Origin of the sequence: Pseudomonas sp. KB-10 (assembly GCF_018221585.1) — a bacterium.
Taxonomy (GTDB): Bacteria; Pseudomonadota; Gammaproteobacteria; order Pseudomonadales; family Pseudomonadaceae; genus Aquipseudomonas; species Aquipseudomonas yangonensis.
Map to the genome: position 1 here is coordinate 140,287 of NZ_QYYB01000003.1, position 19,005 is coordinate 159,291.

Annotated in this window: 19 protein-coding genes; 9 read left to right on the forward strand and 10 right to left on the reverse strand. The window is 61.9% G+C overall.

Translation table 11 applies throughout. The annotated features are described in order from the left end of the window. Positions 1-13 precede the first annotated feature (13 nt). Positions 14-484, reverse strand: a complete 471-nt coding sequence (locus DXK50_RS09150; RefSeq protein WP_212630093.1) for a MaoC family dehydratase — start codon at positions 482-484, stop codon at positions 14-16. Beyond that, entirely contained in the window at positions 481-1,431 is a 951-nt protein-coding gene (locus tag DXK50_RS09155) for an alpha/beta hydrolase (protein ID WP_212630094.1), read from the reverse strand. Before DXK50_RS09155 ends, DXK50_RS09150 begins: the two co-directional genes overlap by 4 nt. Before the next feature lie 217 nt (positions 1,432-1,648). Here DXK50_RS09155 and fadD2 point away from each other — a divergent pair, with 217 nt between their 5' ends. The 6 genes from fadD2 (at position 1,649) to DXK50_RS09185 (ending at position 10,680) form a co-directional block, all read left to right on the forward strand. Beyond that, positions 1,649-3,337 (forward strand): long-chain-fatty-acid--CoA ligase FadD2, encoded by a 1,689-nt coding sequence (fadD2, locus tag DXK50_RS09160; protein ID WP_212630095.1) that lies wholly within the window; start codon positions 1,649-1,651, stop codon positions 3,335-3,337. A gap of 384 nt (positions 3,338-3,721) precedes the next feature. Next, the gene (gene fadD1, locus DXK50_RS09165; RefSeq protein ID WP_143506703.1) at positions 3,722-5,410 is read left to right on the forward strand and encodes a long-chain-fatty-acid--CoA ligase FadD1; all 1,689 of its coding nucleotides are present in this window, start codon (positions 3,722-3,724) and stop codon (positions 5,408-5,410) included. A 169-nt stretch (positions 5,411-5,579) separates the two neighbouring features. Continuing rightward, the gene (locus DXK50_RS09170; protein WP_161866567.1) at positions 5,580-6,485 is read left to right on the forward strand and encodes a LysR family transcriptional regulator; all 906 of its coding nucleotides are present in this window, start codon (positions 5,580-5,582) and stop codon (positions 6,483-6,485) included. Positions 6,486-6,638: 153 nt separating this feature from the next. Continuing rightward, complete coding sequence (locus DXK50_RS09175; protein WP_212630428.1) at positions 6,639-8,174, forward strand: MFS transporter; 1,536 nt, start codon at positions 6,639-6,641, stop codon at positions 8,172-8,174. Positions 8,175-8,189: 15 nt separating this feature from the next. Next, a complete protein-coding gene (locus tag DXK50_RS09180) occupies positions 8,190-9,245 on the forward strand; it encodes an HlyD family secretion protein (RefSeq protein ID WP_212630096.1) in 1,056 nt (351 codons plus the stop codon). 1 nt (position 9,246) lies between these two features. Then, complete coding sequence (locus DXK50_RS09185) at positions 9,247-10,680, forward strand: efflux transporter outer membrane subunit (protein WP_212630097.1); 1,434 nt, start codon at positions 9,247-9,249, stop codon at positions 10,678-10,680. A gap of 158 nt (positions 10,681-10,838) precedes the next feature. On the opposite strand, the gene DXK50_RS09190 is transcribed toward DXK50_RS09185, so the two are convergent. Both DXK50_RS09190 and DXK50_RS09195 read right to left on the reverse strand, forming a co-directional pair. Beyond that, entirely contained in the window at positions 10,839-12,011 is a 1,173-nt protein-coding gene (locus DXK50_RS09190) for a cyanate transporter (protein ID WP_212630098.1), read from the reverse strand. Further along, positions 12,008-12,910 (reverse strand): DMT family transporter, encoded by a 903-nt coding sequence (locus tag DXK50_RS09195; RefSeq protein ID WP_212630099.1) that lies wholly within the window; start codon positions 12,908-12,910, stop codon positions 12,008-12,010. The genes DXK50_RS09190 and DXK50_RS09195 overlap by 4 nt, the downstream gene beginning before the upstream one ends. Before the next feature lie 85 nt (positions 12,911-12,995). Here DXK50_RS09195 and DXK50_RS09200 point away from each other — a divergent pair, with 85 nt between their 5' ends. Both DXK50_RS09200 and DXK50_RS09205 read left to right on the forward strand, forming a co-directional pair. Continuing rightward, a complete protein-coding gene (locus DXK50_RS09200; RefSeq protein WP_212630100.1) occupies positions 12,996-13,502 on the forward strand; it encodes a MarR family winged helix-turn-helix transcriptional regulator in 507 nt (168 codons plus the stop codon). Further along, positions 13,503-13,814, forward strand: coding sequence for a hypothetical protein (locus DXK50_RS09205; RefSeq protein ID WP_212630101.1), 312 nt, complete (start codon positions 13,503-13,505; stop codon positions 13,812-13,814). Between the two features lie 284 nt (positions 13,815-14,098). Here the strand turns inward: DXK50_RS09205 and DXK50_RS09210 are convergent, their stop codons facing one another. The 3 genes from DXK50_RS09210 to DXK50_RS09220 form a co-directional block, all read right to left on the reverse strand. Beyond that, entirely contained in the window at positions 14,099-14,497 is a 399-nt protein-coding gene (locus DXK50_RS09210; protein WP_212630102.1) for a type II toxin-antitoxin system death-on-curing family toxin, read from the reverse strand. Further along, positions 14,497-14,667, reverse strand: a complete 171-nt coding sequence (locus DXK50_RS09215) for an acetyltransferase (protein ID WP_169971081.1) — start codon at positions 14,665-14,667, stop codon at positions 14,497-14,499. Before DXK50_RS09215 ends, DXK50_RS09210 begins: the two co-directional genes overlap by 1 nt. Positions 14,668-14,804: 137 nt before the next feature. Next, the gene (locus DXK50_RS09220; RefSeq protein ID WP_212630103.1) at positions 14,805-15,698 is read right to left on the reverse strand and encodes a LysR family transcriptional regulator; all 894 of its coding nucleotides are present in this window, start codon (positions 15,696-15,698) and stop codon (positions 14,805-14,807) included. Between the two features lie 95 nt (positions 15,699-15,793). Between DXK50_RS09220 and DXK50_RS09225 the strand changes: the two genes are divergently transcribed. Next, positions 15,794-16,960 carry an MFS transporter gene (locus tag DXK50_RS09225; RefSeq protein WP_212630104.1) on the forward strand — a complete coding sequence of 389 codons (1,167 nt, stop codon included), beginning with the start codon at positions 15,794-15,796 and terminating at the stop codon, positions 16,958-16,960. Positions 16,961-17,003: 43 nt separating this feature from the next. Here the strand turns inward: DXK50_RS09225 and DXK50_RS09230 are convergent, their stop codons facing one another. The 3 genes from DXK50_RS09230 to DXK50_RS09240 all read right to left on the reverse strand — a co-directional run bounded on the left by DXK50_RS09230 (position 17,004) and on the right by DXK50_RS09240 (position 18,954). Beyond that, positions 17,004-17,453, reverse strand: a complete 450-nt coding sequence (locus tag DXK50_RS09230; protein ID WP_212630105.1) for a carboxymuconolactone decarboxylase family protein — start codon at positions 17,451-17,453, stop codon at positions 17,004-17,006. 462 nt (positions 17,454-17,915) lie between these two features. Then, positions 17,916-18,620, reverse strand: a complete 705-nt coding sequence (locus DXK50_RS09235; RefSeq protein WP_212630106.1) for a toxin-antitoxin system YwqK family antitoxin — start codon at positions 18,618-18,620, stop codon at positions 17,916-17,918. Further along, positions 18,595-18,954, reverse strand: a complete 360-nt coding sequence (locus tag DXK50_RS09240; RefSeq protein WP_212630107.1) for a hypothetical protein — start codon at positions 18,952-18,954, stop codon at positions 18,595-18,597. The genes DXK50_RS09235 and DXK50_RS09240 overlap by 26 nt, the downstream gene beginning before the upstream one ends. Positions 18,955-19,005 lie beyond the last annotated feature (51 nt).

A 19,005-nucleotide genomic window follows, 5' to 3' on the forward strand; every position in this document is an offset into this window, starting at 1 on the left:
AGCTTGCAGCGCATCAGTTGACGGTCACCTGCGGCATCGGCGGCATGGTGACGCTCTGCTCGCTGGCCGGTGCAAGCACCTCGGCTTCGCCGTCCACCACCTGCTTGCCGTCCTGGTTGAACACGCGGGTGGCGATGCGCACGCGGTTTTTCGGCAGCTTTTCCAGCACTTCCAGCTTCACGGTCAGGGTGTCGCCGAGTTTCACCGGGCGGGTGAACTTGAGCTGCTGGCCGAGGTAGATGGTGCCCGGGCCGGGCAGGTTGCAGGCGATGGCGGCGCTGATCAGGGCGCCGGTGAACATGCCGTGGGCGATGCGCTCCTTGAACATGGTCTCGGCGGCGAAGGCGGCGTCCAGATGCACCGGGTTGTTGTCGCCGGATACCGCGGCGAAGAGTTGCACGTCGCGCTCTTCGACCTGCTTCTCGAAACTGGCCTGCTGGCCGACTTCGAGCGCTTCGTAGGGGATGTTGGTTACCTGGGTCATGGACACTCCTTGATTGGGCTTCGACCATGGCTCAGCGCCTGCTGCAGCCAATCGATCAGGTGGGCGGTGACCTCGTCGCGATTGCTCTCGTTGAGCAGCTCGTGACGGGCCTCGGGATAAATCTTCAGTTGTACGTTGCGCACGCCGGCGCCGCGCAAGGCTCCGGCAAGGTCGCCCAGGCGCTTGCCGTCGCTGACCGGGTCGCGCGAGCCGCCGATCACCAGCAGCGGCAGGTCGGCATCGATCTGCGCCAGGTTCTCGACCGGGGTGATGTATTGCAGGCCATCGAGCAGGTCGCACCATAGCTGCGTGGTGCAGACGAAACCGCACAGCGGATCGGTCACGTATTTGTCCACTTCCGCTGCATCGCGGCTGAGCCAGTCGAAGGCCGTGCGGTTGGGCTTGAAAGCCTTGTTGAACGAGCCGAAGGAGAGGTAATCGATGACCTTGCTACGCCCCTTGGGCCCAAGGCGCCAACGCTCGAAACCGGCGATCAGCCTTGCGGCCTTGTACAGCGCCAGGGGCTGGTAATTGGAACCCGAGAGCACGGCGCCCTGCAGGCTGCAGCTGTGGCCCATCAGATAGGCCAAGCCGATGTAGCTGCCCATGCTGTGGCCAAACAGGAAGATTGGCGCCTGCGGGTAGCGCTGGCGGATATGGTGATTGAGCGAGGCCAGGTCGCCGACCACCTTGTCCCAGCCGCCTTCATCGGCGTAATGGCCGAGCACGCCCTGAGCGGCGCTCTGGGCGTGGCCACGCTGGTCCAGCGCATAGAGGTCGAAGCCGGCGGCGACCAGGCTTTCGGCCAGGCGGGCATAGCGCAGGCTGTGTTCGGCCATACCGTGCGACAGCATGACCACCGCGCGCGGCGGTTGATCGCCGTGCCAGTGATTGACGTGCAGATGCAGACCGTCCTGAGTGGCCAGGGAAAAGACGTTATGGCGCATGGCGAATCCTTGTGCCGGAGATTGGCGGCATTGTGCACCTTGGCCAGCATCAGGCAAAGCGTCGCGGGCTTTCTCGAAGCCGCAGAGATCGGTTACGAATCGCTACATTTAATGCGAAATTCAGCCCATCAATGACGCCTTCGAGCTATTTGCGGCTTGGCTCTAAACTGCTACTTTCCGGGCAGTCAGATCACTTCAGGGGAAGAGGACAAGAACAATGCAACCTGATTTCTGGAACGACAAACGCGCCCCTGGCGTGCCCAACGACATCGACCTGTCCAGCTACAAGTCGGTGATCGAAGTATTCGAGCGCTCATGCAAGCGCTTCGCCGACCGTCCGGCCTTCAGCAATCTCGGTGTCACGCTGACCTATGCCGAGCTGGATCGCCTCTCCGCGGCCTTCGCCGCCTACCTGCAGAAACAAACCGACCTCAAGCCGGGCGACCGCATCGCCGTGCAGATGCCCAACGTGCTGCAGTATCCGGTCGCGGTGTTCGGCGCCATGCGCGCCGGGCTGATCGTGGTCAACACCAACCCGCTGTATACCGCCCGCGAGATGCGCCACCAGTTCAAGGATGCCGGTGTGCGCGCGCTGGTGTACCTGAACATGTTCGGCAAGCTGGTGCAGGAAGTGCTGCCCGATACCGAGATCGAGTACCTGATCGAGGCGAAGATGGGCGACCTGCTGCCGAGCCTCAAGGGCTGGCTGGTCAATACCGTGGTGAAGAAGGTCAAGAAGATGGTGCCTGACTACCATCTGCCCCAGGCCATCCCCTTCAAACAGGTGCTCAAGCAGGGGCAGAGCCAGGCGCTGGCGCCGGTCACGGCCGGCCACGACGATATTGCCGTGCTGCAGTACACCGGTGGCACCACCGGTGTGGCCAAGGGCGCCATGCTCACCCACGGCAACCTGGTGGCCAACATGTTGCAGGTCGACGCCTGCCTGTCGCAGCTCGGCCCGGACGGCACGCCGCTGATGAAGCAGGGCCAGGAGATCATGATCGCGCCGCTGCCGCTGTACCACATCTATGCATTCACCGCGAACTGCATGTGCATGATGGTCAACGGCAACCACAACGTGCTGATCACCAACCCGCGCGACATTCCCGGCTTCGTCAAGGAGTTGGGTAAGTGGAAGTTCTCCGCGCTGCTGGGCCTCAATACCCTGTTCGTCGCGCTGATGGATCACCCGGATTTCAAGAATCTCGACTTCTCCAGCCTCAAGGTCACCAACTCTGGCGGTACCGCGCTGGTGAAGGCGACTGCCGAACGCTGGCAGCAGATGACTGGCTGCACCGTGGTCGAAGGCTACGGCCTGACCGAGACCTCACCGGTGGCCAGCACCAATCCCTATGGCGACAAGGCGCGCCTGGGTACGGTCGGCATTCCGGTGCCGGGCACGGCTTTCAAGGTGATCGATGATGACGGCAACGAGCTGCCGACCGGCGAGCGTGGCGAGCTGTGCATCAAGGGCCCGCAGGTGATGAAGGGCTATTGGCAGCGCGAGGAAGCCACCGCCGAGGTGCTCGATGCCGAAGGCTGGTTCAAGACCGGCGATATCGCGGTGATCGACTCGGATGGTTTCGTGCGTATCGTCGACCGCAAGAAGGACATGATCATCGTTTCGGGTTTCAACGTGTACCCCAACGAGATCGAAGACGTGGTCATGGCTCACCCGAAAGTCGCCAGCTGTGCGGCCATCGGCGTGCCGGACGAGAAATCCGGCGAAGTGGTCAAGCTGTTCGTGGTGCCGCGCGATGGCGGTGTGACTGTCGAAGAGCTCAAGGCCTACTGCAAGGAAAACTTCACCGGCTACAAGGTGCCGAAGCACATCGTGTTCAAGGACTCGCTGCCGATGACCCCGGTCGGCAAGATCCTGCGCCGCGAACTGCGCGATATCGCCTGATCCCCTCGGCCTCTCCCGCGCAGGGGGAGGCCGCCCATCTGCCGCAATGGCCAATCAATTGTTGTGATTTGGTAACCGCTAGCGCTCGTTTCGTCGACCCCCGCACTGTCGGTGCAGCTTGGCCGGGCTAGTCTCTATGCGCGGCAATAAGCGAGCTAGAGGCTTCTCCGCGTTTTCAACGGTCGATAATCGATTGTGACTCTTGTGCGTCTTTTGGTCACTTCCATTACTCTGTGGCCCGTGCTTGGTGCTGGTGGGCCTCTGGCAAAGCTGCTACTCTCGGCGCGCTTCCGGGCCCCTGGCCAGCGGTAAAGCGAGCTAAACACACAACAAACAACCGCCTTCGCGCGGTGAAGATCAGCTGTTGCTTAGGAGTGGGCTTCCATGACCGAAAACTTCTGGAAGGACAAGTATCCCGTTGGGGTCGCTGCCGAAATCAATCCCGACCAGTACCCGAATATCCTCGCGGTATTGAAAGAGTCCTGCCAACGCTTCGCCGACAAGCCTGCTTTCAGCAACCTGGGCAAGACCCTCACCTATGGCGAGATCTACAAACTCTCCGGTGACTTCGCCGCCTACCTGCAGAAACACACCGATCTCAAGCCCGGCGACCGCATCGCCGTGCAGTTGCCCAACGTCCTGCAGTACCCCATCGTGGTGTTCGGTGCCATGCGCGCCGGTCTGGTGGTGGTCAACACCAACCCGCTGTACACCGCGCGGGAAATGGAGCACCAGTTCAACGACTCCGGCGCCAAGGCGCTGATCTGCCTGGCCAATATGGCCCACCTGGCCGAGCAGGTCGTGCCCAAGACCGGTGTCAAAACCGTGATCGTCACCGAAGTCGGCGACATGCTGCCGACCTTCAAGCGTCTGCTGGTCAATGCCGTGATCAAGCACGTGAAGAAGATGGTGCCGGCCTACAACCTGCCGCAGGCGGTCAGGCTCAACGATGCCCTGGCCAAGGGCCGTGGTCAGAGCTTCAGTGAAGCCAACCCGCGCAACGACGATATCGCCGTGCTGCAATACACCGGTGGCACTACGGGTGTGGCCAAGGGCGCCATGCTTACCCATCGCAACCTGGTGGCCAACATGCTGCAGGTCAAGGAGCTGATGGGCGCCAACCTCGATGAAGGTTGCGAGGTGCTGATCGCGCCGCTGCCGCTGTACCACATCTACGCCTTCACCTTCCATTGCATGGCGATGATGCTGATCGGCGGCCACAACATCCTGCTGACCAACCCGCGCGACCTGCCGGCGGTGGTCAAGGATCTGGCCAAGTACCGCTTCACCGGCTTCGTTGGCCTCAACACCCTGTTCGTTGCGCTGTGCAACAACGAGGACTTCCGCAGGCTGGATTTCTCTGCGCTCAAGCTCACCGTTTCCGGCGGCATGGCCCTGCAACTGGCGACCGCCGAGCGCTGGAAGGAAGTCACCGGCTGCGCCATCTGCGAAGGCTTCGGCATGACCGAGACCAGCCCGGTGGCCACGGTCAACCCGTTCAGCGCCATCCAGCTCGGTACCATCGGCATTCCGGTGCCTTCGACGCTGTGCAAGATCATCAATGACGACGGCCAGGAGCTGGCCATCGGCGAAATCGGCGAGCTGTGCGTGAAAGGCCCGCAGGTGATGAAGGGCTACTGGCAGCGTCAGGAAGCCACCGACGAAATCCTCGACGCCGACGGCTGGTTGAAAACCGGTGATATCGGCCTGATCCAGGAAGATGGCTACCTGCGTATCGTCGACCGCAAGAAAGACATGATTCTGGTGTCCGGCTTCAACGTTTATCCGAACGAGCTGGAAGACGTGCTGGCGACCCTGCCGGGTGTGCTGCAGTGCGCCGCCATCGGTGTGCCGGACGAAAAATCCGGCGAGGCGATCAAGGTGTTCGTGGTGGTCAAACCGGGCGAAAGCGTGACCAAGGAGCAGGTGATGGAGCACATGCGCGCCAACCTCACCGGCTACAAGGTGCCCAAGGCTGTGGAATTCCGCGATGTGCTGCCGACCACCAACGTTGGCAAGATCCTGCGCCGCGAACTGCGTGACGAAGAGCTGAAGAAGCTGGGCAAGAAGTGATTCATACCCGCTGAAACGAAGAACCCGCTACGGCGGGTTTTTTATTGTCCGGACAATAGCGGTGAGGCGGAAAGCCGCAGGCAGCGCGCAACTTCGAAGCCTGTTGCACGGGACAATAGGCGCATAGACTGTGCACCACATGCATGAATTGAAATGAGGCGTGTGGCTGATGCAATTACCGGATCTCAACCTGCTGGTTGCGCTCGATATTCTGCTCGACGAAGGCAGCGTCGCCGGTGCTGCGCGGCGCATGCACCTCAGCGCTCCGGCCATGAGCCGCACTCTGACGCGCATTCGCGAGGCCATCGGAGACCCGATTCTGGTGCGTGCCGGTCGGGGTCTGGTCCCAACGCCTCGGGCGCTGGAATTGCGCGAGCAGGTACGCGATCTGGTGGAGCAGGCGGGTAGCGTCTTTCGCTCCAGCGAGATCGAACTGGGCAGTCTGCTGCGTGAGTTCAACATCCGCACCAATGACGTCTTTATGGTCTGTTACGGCGGGCGTCTGGTTGATCTGGTGCGTGCGCAGGCGCCCAACGTGACCCTGCGCTTCGTCCCTGAGGTGGACGATGACGACGATGCCCTGCGCGCCGGGCGTATCGATCTGGCTATCGGTGCGTCGGCGCGAATGCTGCCGGAAATCAAGCAGCAGGGATTGTTCATGAGTCGCTTCGTCGGCCTGGCGCGCGCGGATCATCCCATCTTCAGCGAGGTGATCAACGCCGAACGCTTCGCTTCGTTCGATCAGGTCAGTGTGTCGCGCCGCGGGCTCGCGCGCGGCCCCATCGACACCGCACTGGAGCTACAGGGATTGGCCCGACGGGTGGTGGCGGTGTCGCCGAGTTTCTTCTCGGCGGTACTGGCGCTGCGCAATTCGGATCTGATCCTGCCGATGCCCAATCCGGTGGTTGCGACCTGCAGCCAGCTCGGCCTGGCGCTGCGCAGTTTCGAGATTCCTCTAGCGTTGTCTCCGGTGCGCGTACATCAGTCCTGGCATCCGCGTTTCGACAACGATCTCGGCCATCGTTGGTTGCGAGGCTTGATCAAGCGCTGTTGCGAAGAAAATCCGCTAGGCTGATATGGATGCGTTTGACGCAATGATTTATTAGAAATATTGCAATTTTCTGCAATTATTCGCTTGCTTACACTTTGCCGGTAATCGATACGTTACCGGATGTTTCCCGATGTTTTCCCTTTTCATCGATAACGGTGCGACACCGTGAGCGCGCCTATGGCGGCTCACGCCCTCGCGCCGGTCGCAAGCCCTGTGCAGAGCGGTCCGGCGGTCTCACCTTTTGATCTGCGCATCGTCGTCGGCCTGCTCGGCGTTCTGCTCGCCGTGCTGGTGTCCGGCTTCAACGAGAACGTCACGCGCATTGCGCTGATGGACATCCGCGGCGCCATGGGCATCGGTCACGACGAGGGGGCATGGCTGCTGGCCTTGTACGCGGCGCCGACGGTCTGCGCCATGGCCTTTGCGCCATGGTTCGCGGTGACCTTCTCGCTGCGCCGTTTCACCCTGTGCGCCATCGCCGCATTGATGCTGTTTGGCCTGCTTTCGCCGCTGGCGCCCAACGAACGCGTACTGATGTTCCTGCGTGTGTTGCAGGGGCTGGCCGGCGGCGCGCTGCCGCCGATGCTGATGACCGTGGCGCTGCGTTTTCTGCCGGCCCATATCAAGGTCTACGGCTTGGGCGCATACGCCCTGACCGCCACTTTCGGGCCGAACCTGGCGACGCCGCTGGCGGCGTTCTGGGTGGAGTTCGTTGGCTGGCGCTGGGCCTTCTGGCAGATCATTCCCGGCTGTCTGCTGTCGATGGCCGCGGTGGCTTGGGGCATCCCGCAAGACCCGCTGCGTCTGGAGCGCTTCGCGCACTTCAACTGGCGCGGCCTGCTGCTGGGTTTACCGGCAATCTCCATGCTGGTGATCGGGCTGCTGCAGGGCGAGCTGCTGGGCTGGTTCAATTCTCCGCTGATCGTGACTCTGCTCGGCGGTGGCAGCATGCTGCTGGTGTTATTTCTGCTCAACGAATGGCGTCATCCGGTGCCGTTCTTCAAGCTGCAGATGCTCAAGTTGCGCAACCTGAGTTTTTCCCTGTTCACCCTGGCCGGCGTGCTGCTGGTCAGCCAGTCGCTGAGCCAGATTCCTGCCGCTTATCTGGCCCAGTTGCAGGGCTACCGTCCGTTGCAGACTGCACCCATGCTGCTCTGGGTGGCGCTGCCGCAGCTGCTCGCGCTGCCGCTGACGGCGGCGCTATGCAATATCCGTCAGGTGGATTGCCGCTGGGTGCTGGCAGTCGGACTGGCACTGCTTGGTACCGCGGCACTGCTTGGTACTCAGTTGACCTCGGCGTGGATTCGTGACGATTTCCTGCTGATGCAGTTGCTGCTGGTGTTCGGCCAACCCATGGCGGTGCTGCCGCTGCTGATTCTCGCCACTGGTGTGGTGCAGCCCGTCGAAGGGCCGTTCGCCTCAGCCTGGTTCAATACCGTGCGCGGTTTCTCCGGGGCGCTGGCCACCGGTGTTCTCGGCCTGCTAACCACCCATCGTCTGCATCTGCATTCCACGCAGCTGGTCGACCGCCTTGGCAACCAGCCGCTGCTGCCTGATAGCAGCCTCGGCGGCATCGCACACCGTCTGCACGGGCAGGCCATGGTGCTGACCTATGCCGATCTCTACCTGTGCGCCGCTGTGCTGGCGTTCGCCTTAATCCTGATCATTCCTTTCGTGCCCACGCGGATATTCCCGCCGCGTTCGGCCAGCTGACCGATGGACAAGAGCATGACTACTTTTCGCAAACCCGCCCTGCTGATTGGCTTGCCGATTGCCGGCCTGATTGTCTGGGGAGCCTGGCAGTTGCTGTTGGCTGAGCGCACCGAGCAAAGCACCAACGATGCCTTCGTCAGTGCCGACTACACCCTGATAGCCCCCAAGGTTTCCGGCTTCATCAGCGAGGTGCTGGTGGAGGATAACCAGCGAGTGAAGGCCGGGCAGTTGCTGGCGCGTATCGATGACCGCGACTACCGGACAGCGCTGGAGGGCGCACGGGCGGCGGTGGCCAGCGCCGAGGCGCAGCGCGCCAATGCCCAGGCCACGCTCGATCGTCAGCAATCACTGATCGCCCAGGCTGCAGCGCTGGTCGAGGCGGATCAGGCCGAGATGGTCTTTGCCCGTCACGAGCTGGAGCGTTATCGGCATCTGGCCGGGCAGGGCGCCGGTACGTTGCAGAACTCACAGCTGGCGCAGAGTCGCTACGACATCCAGCGCGCCCGGCAGGGCGAGCACTCGGCAGCCCTGGTCGCTGCCCGCCAGCAGGTGGACATTCTCACTGCGCAGCGCGATGCCGCGCTGGCAGCGCTGGAGGGCGCCCAGGCGGCGCAGGCGCGCGCCGAACTGGATCTGTCGCATACCGAGTTACGTGCGCCGATCGACGGCATGGTCGGTCACCGCGCGCTGCGCGTTGGGGCCTTTGTCAGCCCCGGCGAGCGATTGCTGGCGGTGGTGCCGCTGGCGGACGCCTATGTGGTCGCCAACTTTCTGGAAACCCAGCTGACCAACGTGCGCCCCGGTCAGGCGGTAAGCGTTGCGGTGGACACCTTCCCGGGTGAAACCCTGCGCGGTCAGGTGCAGAGCGTGGCCCCGGCCACCGGGGTGACCTTCGCTGCGGTAGCGCCAGACAATGCCACCGGCAACTTCACCAAAGTGGTACAGCGTATTCCGGTGAAGATAGTGCTCGATGCCGGGCAGCCGCTGCTCGGGCATCTGCGTGTCGGCATGTCGGTGGAAGCCAGCATCGATACGCGCCAGCGCCCCGAAGCCCTGGCCGGGGTGAACTGAAATGCGCCTGCATGTCTGGATCGTGCTGGCTAGCCTGAGCCTGGGTGCCTGCAATGTCGGGCCGGATTTCATCAGGCCGCAGTCAGGCCTGAGCGAGAGCTGGCAACTGCCGGAAAACAGCGACGTGCGCAGCGAGGCCATCCCTGCCGCCGTCGATCCACGCTGGTGGGACAGCTTTGGCGACCCCCGCTTGAGTTCACTGATCGAGCGTGCGGCCAATGAAAACCTGGATGTGCGCAGTGCTTTCAGCCGTCTCGAGCAAAGCCGTGCTGCGCGTGGCGTGATCGCTGCCGGGCAGTCGCCGGACCTTTCGGCAGGCGCCGGCTACAGCCGCGCACGTAACAGCCAGCAAGGTCTGAACGACCCGTCCGGCAATGCCGGGCGCGCAGCCTACAACCTGTGGCAGGGTGGCTTGAGCGCGGCCTGGGAATTCGATTTGTGGGGGCGCGTGCGTCGTGAGGTCGAGGCCGCCGATGCCGGCGTGCAGGTCGCGCAGCAGGCGCAGCGCGATGTGCTGCTGGCGGTGCTGGCCGATACTGCACGCAATTACATTCAGCTGCGGGCCACGCAGAATGCGCTGGATATTACCCGGCAGAGCCTGGCAATTGCCCGGCGCAGCCACCTGCTCAACCAGATGCGGCTCGACGAGGGTGTGGCGACCCAGCTGGAAGTTGCCGAGTCGGCTGCGCAGGTCGCCGCCATCGAGGCGCGTCTGCCGCCGTTGCAGCAACGTGAGGCGCAGCTGATCAACGCCTTGAGTCTGCTGCTGGCCCAGCCACCGCAGAGCCTGAAACAGGACCTGGCCAGCGCGGCGGCACCCGCCATGCCGATGGGGCCGGCGCGTGTGCCGGTCGGTTTGCCCAGCGAGCTGGCCGAGCGGCGCCCGGATGTGCGGCGGGCTGAAGCGGCACTGCATGCCGCCACCGCCGAAATAGGTGTCGCCGAAGGTGACTTCTACCCGCGTATCACCCTGTCCGGCGACGCCGGCTTTCAGGCACTGCAACTCGGTGGACTGGGCTGGGACGCCCGGCGCTTTGCTTTGGGGCCATCACTGAGCCTGCCGCTGTTCGACGGCGGACGCCTGCGTGGCAACCTGCAATTGCAGGAGGCGCGTCAGCAGGAAGCGGCCATCGCCTATCGCAAGACGGTACTGCTGGCCTGGCATGAGGTCGACGATGCATTTGTGGCGTACCAGGCTCAGCAGCGCCGCCAGGCCAGCCTGGAGGTAGCGGTGGAGCAAAGCCGGGCAGCGCTGGAAAGCGCCGAGCAGCAGTATGCTCAGGGCGCGGTGGACTTTCTCAACGTGCTGAGTGTGCAGAATGTCCTGCTGACCAACCAGGCCGAGCGTATCGACAGCGCTGCCGCTGCGTCGCTGGCGCTGGTCGACCTTTATCGTGCGCTGGGCGGAGGCTGGCAGATGGCGGAGGCGCACTGAGTCCATCCGTCGCGAGGAAGCACAGCGATCAACTGCAGCGCGCCGGATCGCCGTCACAGCGAAGCGGCGCAGGGTGCGCAGGGCGTTCACGACTTCAATGCTCCGGCGCTTGCCGGCCGGCTCTGGTCGACCAGCTCCACCGCTGAGCCGCGCGCGCGTCAGTCCGTCGCGACGCGCAAAGGGCGGCGTTGGTGATTGGGGCTGAAGCGCACCGCCATGGCCATCAGCAGCACGGTTGCCAGTGCCATCAGCTGCCAGCTCAGGCTCAGGTCCGTGCTGTAGCGGCGCAGCACGCCCGCCAGCAACGGCGCGCACGCTGCAATCAGATAACCGCCACCCTGGACGAAGGCCAGCAGCTCGCCCGTCTGCTGGGGATCCTCCAGGTGATCCTGCGCCACCACCAGCGACAGCGGGAACAGACCGCCGATACCGACCCCCAGCAGCAGGGCGACGAGTACCACCAGTGTCTGCGGTGCCAGCTGCAGGACTATCAGGCCGGCGAGAAGCGACAGCAGCACCAGCGCCAGCAAGGGGCGTCTATCCGGGAAGCGAGACAGCAGGCTGGAGAGCAACAGGCCGGCGACCACCTCGCACAGCGTCAGCGCCGCCAGCAACAGGCCACTGGCCTGAGCGCTCCAGCCCAGGGCCGTGTAGTAGGGCGGCAGCCAGGCCAGCACCAGTGTGTAGCCGGCCGTGCCGATGCCGAAGAAGCTCATCAGCAGCCAGGCTCTGGGCCAGCGCCAGGGCGCAAGCGGCGGCGTGGTCATTGGGGCGGTTGCCGGCCTGGCCGGCGCCGCACGACGCCATATCGCCGCACCGAGCAGGGCCGGCAGTGCCCAGCCCGCCAGCGCCCAGGACCAGCCTATCGACTGCGCCAGCCAAGGGGTGAACGCCGCACCGAAAGCGGCACCGGCCATGATCGCGCAGCTGTAGAAACCGATCAGGCGGCCGCTGTCCGCGGCGAAGCGCGATTTGATCAGGCCCGGCAGCAGCGCCTGAACGAAGGCGATGCCGGCTCCGGCGAGCAGGGCGCTGATGATCAGCGTATTGCCGTCGGGCAGCAGGCCGCGCAGCAGGCAGGCGAAGGCAATCAGCAGCGTGCCGAGGAAAATGCCGGCGCTGTCGCCGAGACGTCGACGCAAGGGGCCGGAGGCCAACGCGCCCAAGCCCATGATGACCACGGGCAGGCTGGTCAGCAGGCTGGCGCCGACATGATCCAGGCCGGTATCGAGCTGGATGCGGTCGAGCAGCGGGCCGATGGCCGCCAGCACCGGGCGCAGGTTCAGACCGAGCAGGATGATGGCGATCAGCAACAGATTCTCGCGCTTCATGCCTGTGCCCCCTTCGCGCCGCGCCAGGCGACCAGCAGCACGCCGGCGACGATGCACAATGCGGCCAGCAGCATGCTCAGGCTGCCCTGTTCACCAAGCAGGCCGATGGCGATGGCTGCGCCGGTGATCGCTGCTACCGAGCCGATCTGGCTGAGGAATACGGTGCCGGCCAGGTTCTGCAGAATGAAGAACAGCGCATAGACCGCGGCGAACAACAGCATCTGTGCGCCCAGCAGGCCAACTGCCGTGGCACTTTCCAGATGCGGCGTAAAGTCCACGCCGAGCGGGGCTGTGCAGGCCAGCAGCACGGCCCCGCCCAGGAGCATGCCGGGGGCCAGTGACAGCGGGCTCGCGCCACTCGGCCAGTAGCGGGCGCGGTAGATATTGCCCAGCGCCAGGAACACCGGCACGCTCAGCGCGCCCAGCACCCAAAGCGTCGGGCTGTCGCCGCTGTTGAGCTTGCCCAGGGCAAGCAGCAGGCTGCCGGCCAGACCGATGCAGATGCCCAGCAGGCGGACGCGGCTGAGTCCTTCCATGCGCAGGGCCAGAGCCAGCAGGTAGGTGATCAGTGGCGGGAAGGCCAGGCACATCGAGGCGAAGCCGGCTCCGACATGACCGATCGAGCTGAACAGCAGGGCGTTGGGCACCGCGATACTGAGCAAGCCGGAGGCCAGGTAGTAGCGCTGTTGAGGCAGACTCATGCCGGGCCGTTCCCCCCGCAGCCAGGCGAACAGCAACAGCAGCAGGCCGCCACCGAGCAGGCTCCAGAGCAAAAAGGCCATCGGCTGCCATCCGCTGCCGCTGGCCAGCTTGACCAGATTGCTGGTCAAGCCCATCAGCGTACCGATGGTGAACAGCAGCGCGACGGCGAGAACTGGCCGATATTGGGTGCCCGACATGCAGGTGCCTCCTTGGTATGGATACGCTACGATGGCAACATTCTTTTTGAAAAGTATCTTGATAGCAAGATAAATCGAGGGCGACATGCAAGACCGTGCACAACTGGCCGCTGAGCAGTGGCAACGACAGCGGCCCGATCTGGATGCTCATTGCATGGCAGTGATCGGCCGCCTGGGGGAGCTGAGCCAGGTGATCAGCCGCGACCACCTGCTGCCGTTCTTCGCCGCACACGGGCTGCAGGCCGGTGAGTTCGACCTGCTCGCCACCCTGCGTCGCGCAGGCGAGCCTTATGCGTTGATGCCCACGGCGTTGTACGAGAGCGCGATGATCTCTTCGGGCGGCATGACCAGCCGCATCGACCGCCTGGAAAAAGCCGGGCTGATCGAACGGCGCAAACATCCCAGCGACCGCCGCGGCGTGCTGGTGGCCCTGACCCCGGCCGGTTTCGAACTGATCGACGGTATGCTCGCCGCTCATGTGGCCAACCTGCAGCGTGTGCTTTCAGGATTGACCGTGGACGAGCAGCAGGCGTTGCATGAATTGACCGGCAAGTTGCTGGCGGGCTTGGCTGAGTGCGAGGGAGGGCGCTGAATGAGCTATCAGATACGGATCTATATGCACCCCGACGTTGAGTCGGTTCGAGGAGCAAACACCCTGGCCCTCTGGGAGGCCGGGTGGCCGCGGTGGGTCGATGAACTGGCCGAAGCCGGAAAGCTCACGCAGACCCGCTCTGACAACTTCCCAAGCCTGTACAGGGGGGCGGCCAGCGACATACTGCCGATGCTGCCAGCGAACCGGAGAACGTCCCCGGCGCTTTACTTCACGCCCGAAGTGCTCCAGGAGCGGATCAGCGCATGTCCGTCTGATGCTGAGCTAGGCATCGAAATTTGGGATCAGTGTTGACCCAGTACACGACCTGAAGACGAAAGACACTCTGGACGCAGTTCGCAAGGGCGTCCGATTGTTGGCCTGTAGCCTGGGTTGAGCACGGCGAAATCCGGGGTAGTTCATCGGCTCGGGGCCGCTGTTGCTTCAAGCTTCATCGGTTCGGAGTCGCATATTTCGAGCATCGATGGCGCTTGAAGAAGCGGTGGACAAGCTGCGCGTTGTCCACCTTACGCCTCGGTTTCACCGTAAGGTGGATGGGGCTCTTCATCCGCCGTTGCAGTGGATGTCCGCGCTAGTTGCTAAGGCTGATTTTGAGAGGCGATGAAGCTGGAGTACAGAATGTCGGCGAAATCATACTCATCGATACCGCCGGTAACTAAGTCCCGGACCGCATCCGCCAAAAGATCATTATCTAGCGTAATCTCATAATCATTGAGTGAAAGGTACTCTAGTCCGACTGCCAGCCCGGTGCGTTTATTCGCGTCAGGCAGTGCATGGCCTCGCGCGATACTGGCAGTGTATTTGGCGGCTATTTCAAACACATCGTCGAGGCCATCATAAGCGATGGCGTTGTCGATTCGAGCAAGCGCGCCCTGCAGAGTTGGAATGTTTACTACTCCTTTCATTCCGGGCTCGGTAGTCAAGATTTGCGTATTTATCTCGATGACACGTTCAAATGGAAAAAAGATCAATTCCATTACATGTCAGCCAGTTTCTGAAAGGTTTTCTTGTGAGTTCTGAGCGCAAGTTTGGTTTCTGAGTAAACGATCTGCTTACCTTGCTCGCCGCCCAAGTCCAGTTTCTTAGTGGCCTTGATTTTGGGCCTTTCTACTATGGATACGCCATAGGTGTTCAGCTTGTGGTTCATGGCTTGGCTACCCCAACGACTTGATCAATTTCTGCTCGCAAGTTAGCACACTGGTAGGAGCGGCGCACGGGGCCACCTGCTTCAGGTTTTGGCACTTTTCTCTGTTGGCGGATCACAATCTTATTGGCAGTTGCCCCTCACATCCGGTGATGTTCCACCAGAAAATCCACGAACACCCGCACCCGCGCCGGCATTGCCGTGCCGCCGACGAACACCGCATGAATCGGTTCCCGGTCGCCGGGGTTGAAGGCCTGCAACAGCGGCACCAGATCGCCGCGCTGGATGTCCTCGGCCACGGTGAACTCGCCGATGCGCGCGATGCCGGCGCCAACGCGGGCGAACTGCGCCAGCGCCTCGCCGCTGCTGCATTCGATATTTCCGCAGACCTTGAGTGAGAACGCCTGGCCGTCGCGGATAAAGGGCCAGTTGGGTTCGGCGCGGCGGAAGTTGAAGCGCAAGCAGTTGTGCTGCAGCAGGTCTTCCGGCTGTTGCGGTGTGCCATGGCGCTGCAAATAGTCTGGGGAGGCCACCACCACCTGGCCGGTTTCGCCGACTTTTCGTGCGGTCAACGGGCTGTCCGGTAGCAGGCCGAAGCGCACCGCCACGTCCGCCTGGCCGCCGAGAATGTCGACCACTTCGTCGCCCAGGCTGAGGTCGACGGTGATGCTCGGGTAACGCGCGCTGAACGCCGCCACCAGCGGCACGATGGTCATCCGGCCATGGCCGAGGGCAGCGCTGACACGCAAGCGGCCCCGTGGCACGCCCTGATCGGTGATGGCTTCTTCGACCTCCGCCATATCGGCAAGGATGCGCCGCGCGCCGCGCAGGTACGCCTCGCCCTCGGCGGTAAAGGTGATCGCGCGGGTGGTGCGCAGCAGCAGGCGCGTGCCAAGGCGCTGCTCGGTGCGCGCGATGATCCGGCTGACCGCCGAGGGCGTCAGCCCCAGTGCGCGAGCTGCGGCCGACAGGCTGCCTTGTTCCGCCACGGTGGCGAACACCACCATGTCACCTGATCGGCCGCCTATGTCCATTTGTGCTCCGTAAGCAAAGGTGTTTGTCAGAAAGGCCATCTACCGCCGGCAAGGTTTGGATCCTAGCATTCGCGGCATAGATGAGGAGCCTTTCCATGCGTATCAATCCACCACTCGTTGCACTCGCCATCGGTGCCTTCGGCATCGGTGTCACCGAGTTCGCCCCCATGGGCATGTTGCCGGGCATCGCCAGCGATCTCGGCGTTTCCATTCCCGCTGCCGGCTTGCTGGTCAGCGCCTACGCCCTCGGTGTGCTGCTCGGCGCGCCATTGATGACCCTGACCACAGGCAAGATTCCCCGGCGCTATCTGCTGATCGGGCTGATGGCCATCTTTACCCTGGGCAACCTGATGTCGGCGTTGGCGACTGACTACTACAGCCTGCTGATCGCTCGGGTGGTGACTTCGCTGAACCACGGCGCCTTCTTCGGCGTCGGTTCCATCGTCGCCGCCAGCGTAGTCGCGCCGGACAAGCGTGCAGGGGCGGTGGCGGCGATGTTCATGGGGCTGACATTGGCGACGATCGGCGGTGTGCCGCTGGCGACTTGGTTCGGTGAGGTGTTTGGCTGGCGTACGGCTTTTGCGGGCATTACCGGCCTGGGCGTATTGGCGATGCTCGCGCTGTGGTTCGCGCTGCCCAACGTGCCGCTGCCAAAGAGCGACGGCGTGCTGGCGGAAATCCGCGTGCTGGGCCGTGGCCCGGTGCTGGCGGCACTGGCCCTGACCGTGATCGGCTCCAGCGCGATGTTCGCCGTGTTCACCTATATCGCGCCGATCCTCAGCAGCGAGACCCAGGCGTCCACCGCCTTTATCACCGCCATGCTGGTGCTGTACGGCATCGGCCTGACGCTCGGCAACATCTGGGGCGGCAAGGCGGCGGATCGCTCCGTCGACCGCACCCTGATCGTCTCGCTGAGCGCGCTGATCCTGGTCTTGCTGGCCTTCACCGTGCTGATGCGCTGGCCGCTGCCGGCCGCCGTGGCCATCCTGATCTGGGGCATCGCCAGCTTCGCCATCGTGCCGCCGCTGCAGATGCGCGTGATGGAGGCGGCCAAGGCCGCACCCAACCTGGCCTCGGCGGTGAATATCGGCGCCTTCAACCTCGGTAACGCGATTGGCGCAGCGCTGGGCGGAGCGGTGATCAAGGCGGGGTTGGGCTATCCGGCGATTTCCTTGGCCGGCGCAGCGATGGCCGGGTTGGGGCTGCTGATGGTGCTGGGGTTTGCCTGGCGTTCCAGAGGTGCAGCGGCGCTAGCGGTTTAAGAAGAGACGCCTGAGAAGGGGGGATTAAATCCCCCCTTCCGGTTTACGCCTTCGCAGCAGGGCTCAAGCGAAAGCTGACACCCATGCGATTGAACGCGTTCATGGCTGCGATAGCCGCCGTAAGGTCGACCAGGTCTTTAGGGGGGAATGCAGACGATGCCGCGGCATAAGCCTCGTCGGAAACATGCGTTTCGCCGACCAGGGTCACTTCTTCCGTCCAGGCCAGGGCGGAACGTTCCTGGTCGGAAAACAGATGTGCGGCTTCATGCCAGACCGGCACCAGAACGAGCTTTTCTACTGACATACCTCCCTTGATCAAGTCTCGCGAATGGATATCGATGCAGTGCGCGCATCCATTGATTTGCGATGCCCGCAAGAACACGAGATGTATGAGCTGGGGCGGCAGGTTCGTTCCGGTGGTGACGTAATGGTGCAGCCCTCCCAGTGCTTTGGCTGCACCGGGTGAAGCCTCAAACCAATTCAGACGAGTCATAGAGCAGTACCCTTTGTGGATGGGGATCAGTAAGGTCTGCTCAATTAAGACAACTAAGAGGATCAAGGTATTGATCCATTTAAAGGCTTAATGAGTGGTCCACTTTGCGGAGGGGCCGTTGTGACTTTTGATGTGGTGCGGTGTGGGGCGGCTGATCGACTGTTCGGCGTCCATCGTTCAGGCTTTAGCCTGGGGAGCGTTGTGATGCTCGGGCTTCTGGCTATATGAAAGCCTTGCGCACTGGCTTGTGGCAGCTCAGCTCTGTGAACGGTGTCCGCAGAAAATACGACGGCTCCCACGCTCCGGCGTGGTAACGATCATGAAACTGCTGCTTTTGGCCGTTCTGCGCTTCACGACCGGCTGCAATCGGCCAGAAGCGGTCATACGATGGCGCGTACAGCATTAGGTTACAGGATCAAGTATCTGGGACTGATATGATAAGAGCGTACAGGTGGGCCGGTATCAGGGCGCGGAGGGTGGATTGTTTGATTGCTCGAGAGCGAGCCTAGAGATCAACTCGTAGAATTGGTGGGGGTCAATAAACATCATGAAACTTTCGTTAGGAGCCAACTTGTCCTCAAGCGCTTCCAGCCTAGCCATAGTGTACTCATCGATATTTTCGGGGGACTTGCCAGACTTAAATACCGCATGGCATGTTTTATCGTCCATAAAACCACATCTCCATGTTGCTGGCCCATTTAGTAGTCCGTTTTTGTAATTTGCTTGAAGGTGAGGACTTTGCTCTTTGCTTAAGTGAATATATTGGGCTCCGTGCAGTAAACCATCCTTATAATTTGACCTTGTTTGTACGTGCCCATTGTTTTCCCATGTGAGGAATTGGTCGCCCAGCATACCTTCATTAAAAGTGCCTTCTAACATGTTACTGCCATCTGGATAGTATGCCTTGAACTTTCCATGGGGAATGCCTGACTTGAAGTTTATGATGAACAGCACGTCGCCATGTTTATTGAATATAGTCTGCGCCCCTACCAAGTGACCAAGCGCTATGTTTAGCTCGCCGAGCAAACTGCCGTCTCTCGATACTAATTTGTAGTGACCGCTGGCGCCATTGATCAGTAGGGTTTCAGGTTTTCTCAAGAATATTGTGGATATACTTTCCGGGCTGCCCAGTAATTTCCAGTCAATTTTCTCCGACCCCCCCATCATAGATGAGTTCTATTTTTATCCGTTTGGCTTTGATTTCTTTTAGAAGTGAATTTAACTCATTGCAGAAATCAATTGCACCGTCGCCAACTACAAACATGGCCATGAAGGTTTTTTCTTCTTTTATTGACAAGTCTTCTATGGCAGAAAGGTATTCGTGCCATACAAAGTGGCGCGGCCTGAACTCGCACTTCTGTGACGCTAAAAATATCTTAAGTTCTTTTTCTGTGTCACAGCTTTCGCTTTCTGAGTAGAGTGTTTCTAAAAAGCACTTGCAACCCTCATAGTTTTCAATTTTTGATAGGTCTGCTGAAACTGTTACTCTGTATTCGGCCATCCCTGTAAACCTTTTTTTGTGCTAAAGAAAAGTGCTTTGATTTTTGTATTA

What these genes read in the sequence shown, in the direction of transcription:
- DXK50_RS09155 (WP_212630094.1), bottom strand. Translation starts at nt 1,431, where the DNA reads ATGCGCCATAACGTCTTTTCCCTGGCCACTCAGGACGGTCTGCATCTG.
- DXK50_RS09185 (WP_212630097.1), top strand. Translation starts at nt 9,247, where the DNA reads ATGCGCCTGCATGTCTGGATCGTGCTGGCTAGCCTGAGCCTGGGTGCC.
- DXK50_RS09215 (WP_169971081.1), bottom strand. Translation starts at nt 14,667, where the DNA reads ATGAACCACAAGCTGAACACCTATGGCGTATCCATAGTAGAAAGGCCC.
- DXK50_RS09150 (WP_212630093.1), bottom strand. Translation starts at nt 484, where the DNA reads ATGACCCAGGTAACCAACATCCCCTACGAAGCGCTCGAAGTCGGCCAG.
- DXK50_RS09180 (WP_212630096.1), top strand. Translation starts at nt 8,190, where the DNA reads ATGACTACTTTTCGCAAACCCGCCCTGCTGATTGGCTTGCCGATTGCC.
- fadD1 (WP_143506703.1), top strand. Translation starts at nt 3,722, where the DNA reads ATGACCGAAAACTTCTGGAAGGACAAGTATCCCGTTGGGGTCGCTGCC.
- DXK50_RS09225 (WP_212630104.1), top strand. Translation starts at nt 15,794, where the DNA reads ATGCGTATCAATCCACCACTCGTTGCACTCGCCATCGGTGCCTTCGGC.
- DXK50_RS09230 (WP_212630105.1), bottom strand. Translation starts at nt 17,453, where the DNA reads ATGACTCGTCTGAATTGGTTTGAGGCTTCACCCGGTGCAGCCAAAGCA.
- DXK50_RS09235 (WP_212630106.1), bottom strand. Translation starts at nt 18,620, where the DNA reads ATGATGGGGGGGTCGGAGAAAATTGACTGGAAATTACTGGGCAGCCCG.
- fadD2 (WP_212630095.1), top strand. Translation starts at nt 1,649, where the DNA reads ATGCAACCTGATTTCTGGAACGACAAACGCGCCCCTGGCGTGCCCAAC.
- DXK50_RS09240 (WP_212630107.1), bottom strand. Translation starts at nt 18,954, where the DNA reads ATGGCCGAATACAGAGTAACAGTTTCAGCAGACCTATCAAAAATTGAA.
- DXK50_RS09170 (WP_161866567.1), top strand. Translation starts at nt 5,580, where the DNA reads ATGCAATTACCGGATCTCAACCTGCTGGTTGCGCTCGATATTCTGCTC.
- DXK50_RS09220 (WP_212630103.1), bottom strand. Translation starts at nt 15,698, where the DNA reads ATGGACATAGGCGGCCGATCAGGTGACATGGTGGTGTTCGCCACCGTG.
- DXK50_RS09200 (WP_212630100.1), top strand. Translation starts at nt 12,996, where the DNA reads ATGCAAGACCGTGCACAACTGGCCGCTGAGCAGTGGCAACGACAGCGG.
- DXK50_RS09205 (WP_212630101.1), top strand. Translation starts at nt 13,503, where the DNA reads ATGAGCTATCAGATACGGATCTATATGCACCCCGACGTTGAGTCGGTT.
- DXK50_RS09195 (WP_212630099.1), bottom strand. Translation starts at nt 12,910, where the DNA reads ATGTCGGGCACCCAATATCGGCCAGTTCTCGCCGTCGCGCTGCTGTTC.
- DXK50_RS09175 (WP_212630428.1), top strand. Translation starts at nt 6,639, where the DNA reads ATGGCGGCTCACGCCCTCGCGCCGGTCGCAAGCCCTGTGCAGAGCGGT.
- DXK50_RS09190 (WP_212630098.1), bottom strand. Translation starts at nt 12,011, where the DNA reads ATGAAGCGCGAGAATCTGTTGCTGATCGCCATCATCCTGCTCGGTCTG.
- DXK50_RS09210 (WP_212630102.1), bottom strand. Translation starts at nt 14,497, where the DNA reads ATGGAATTGATCTTTTTTCCATTTGAACGTGTCATCGAGATAAATACG.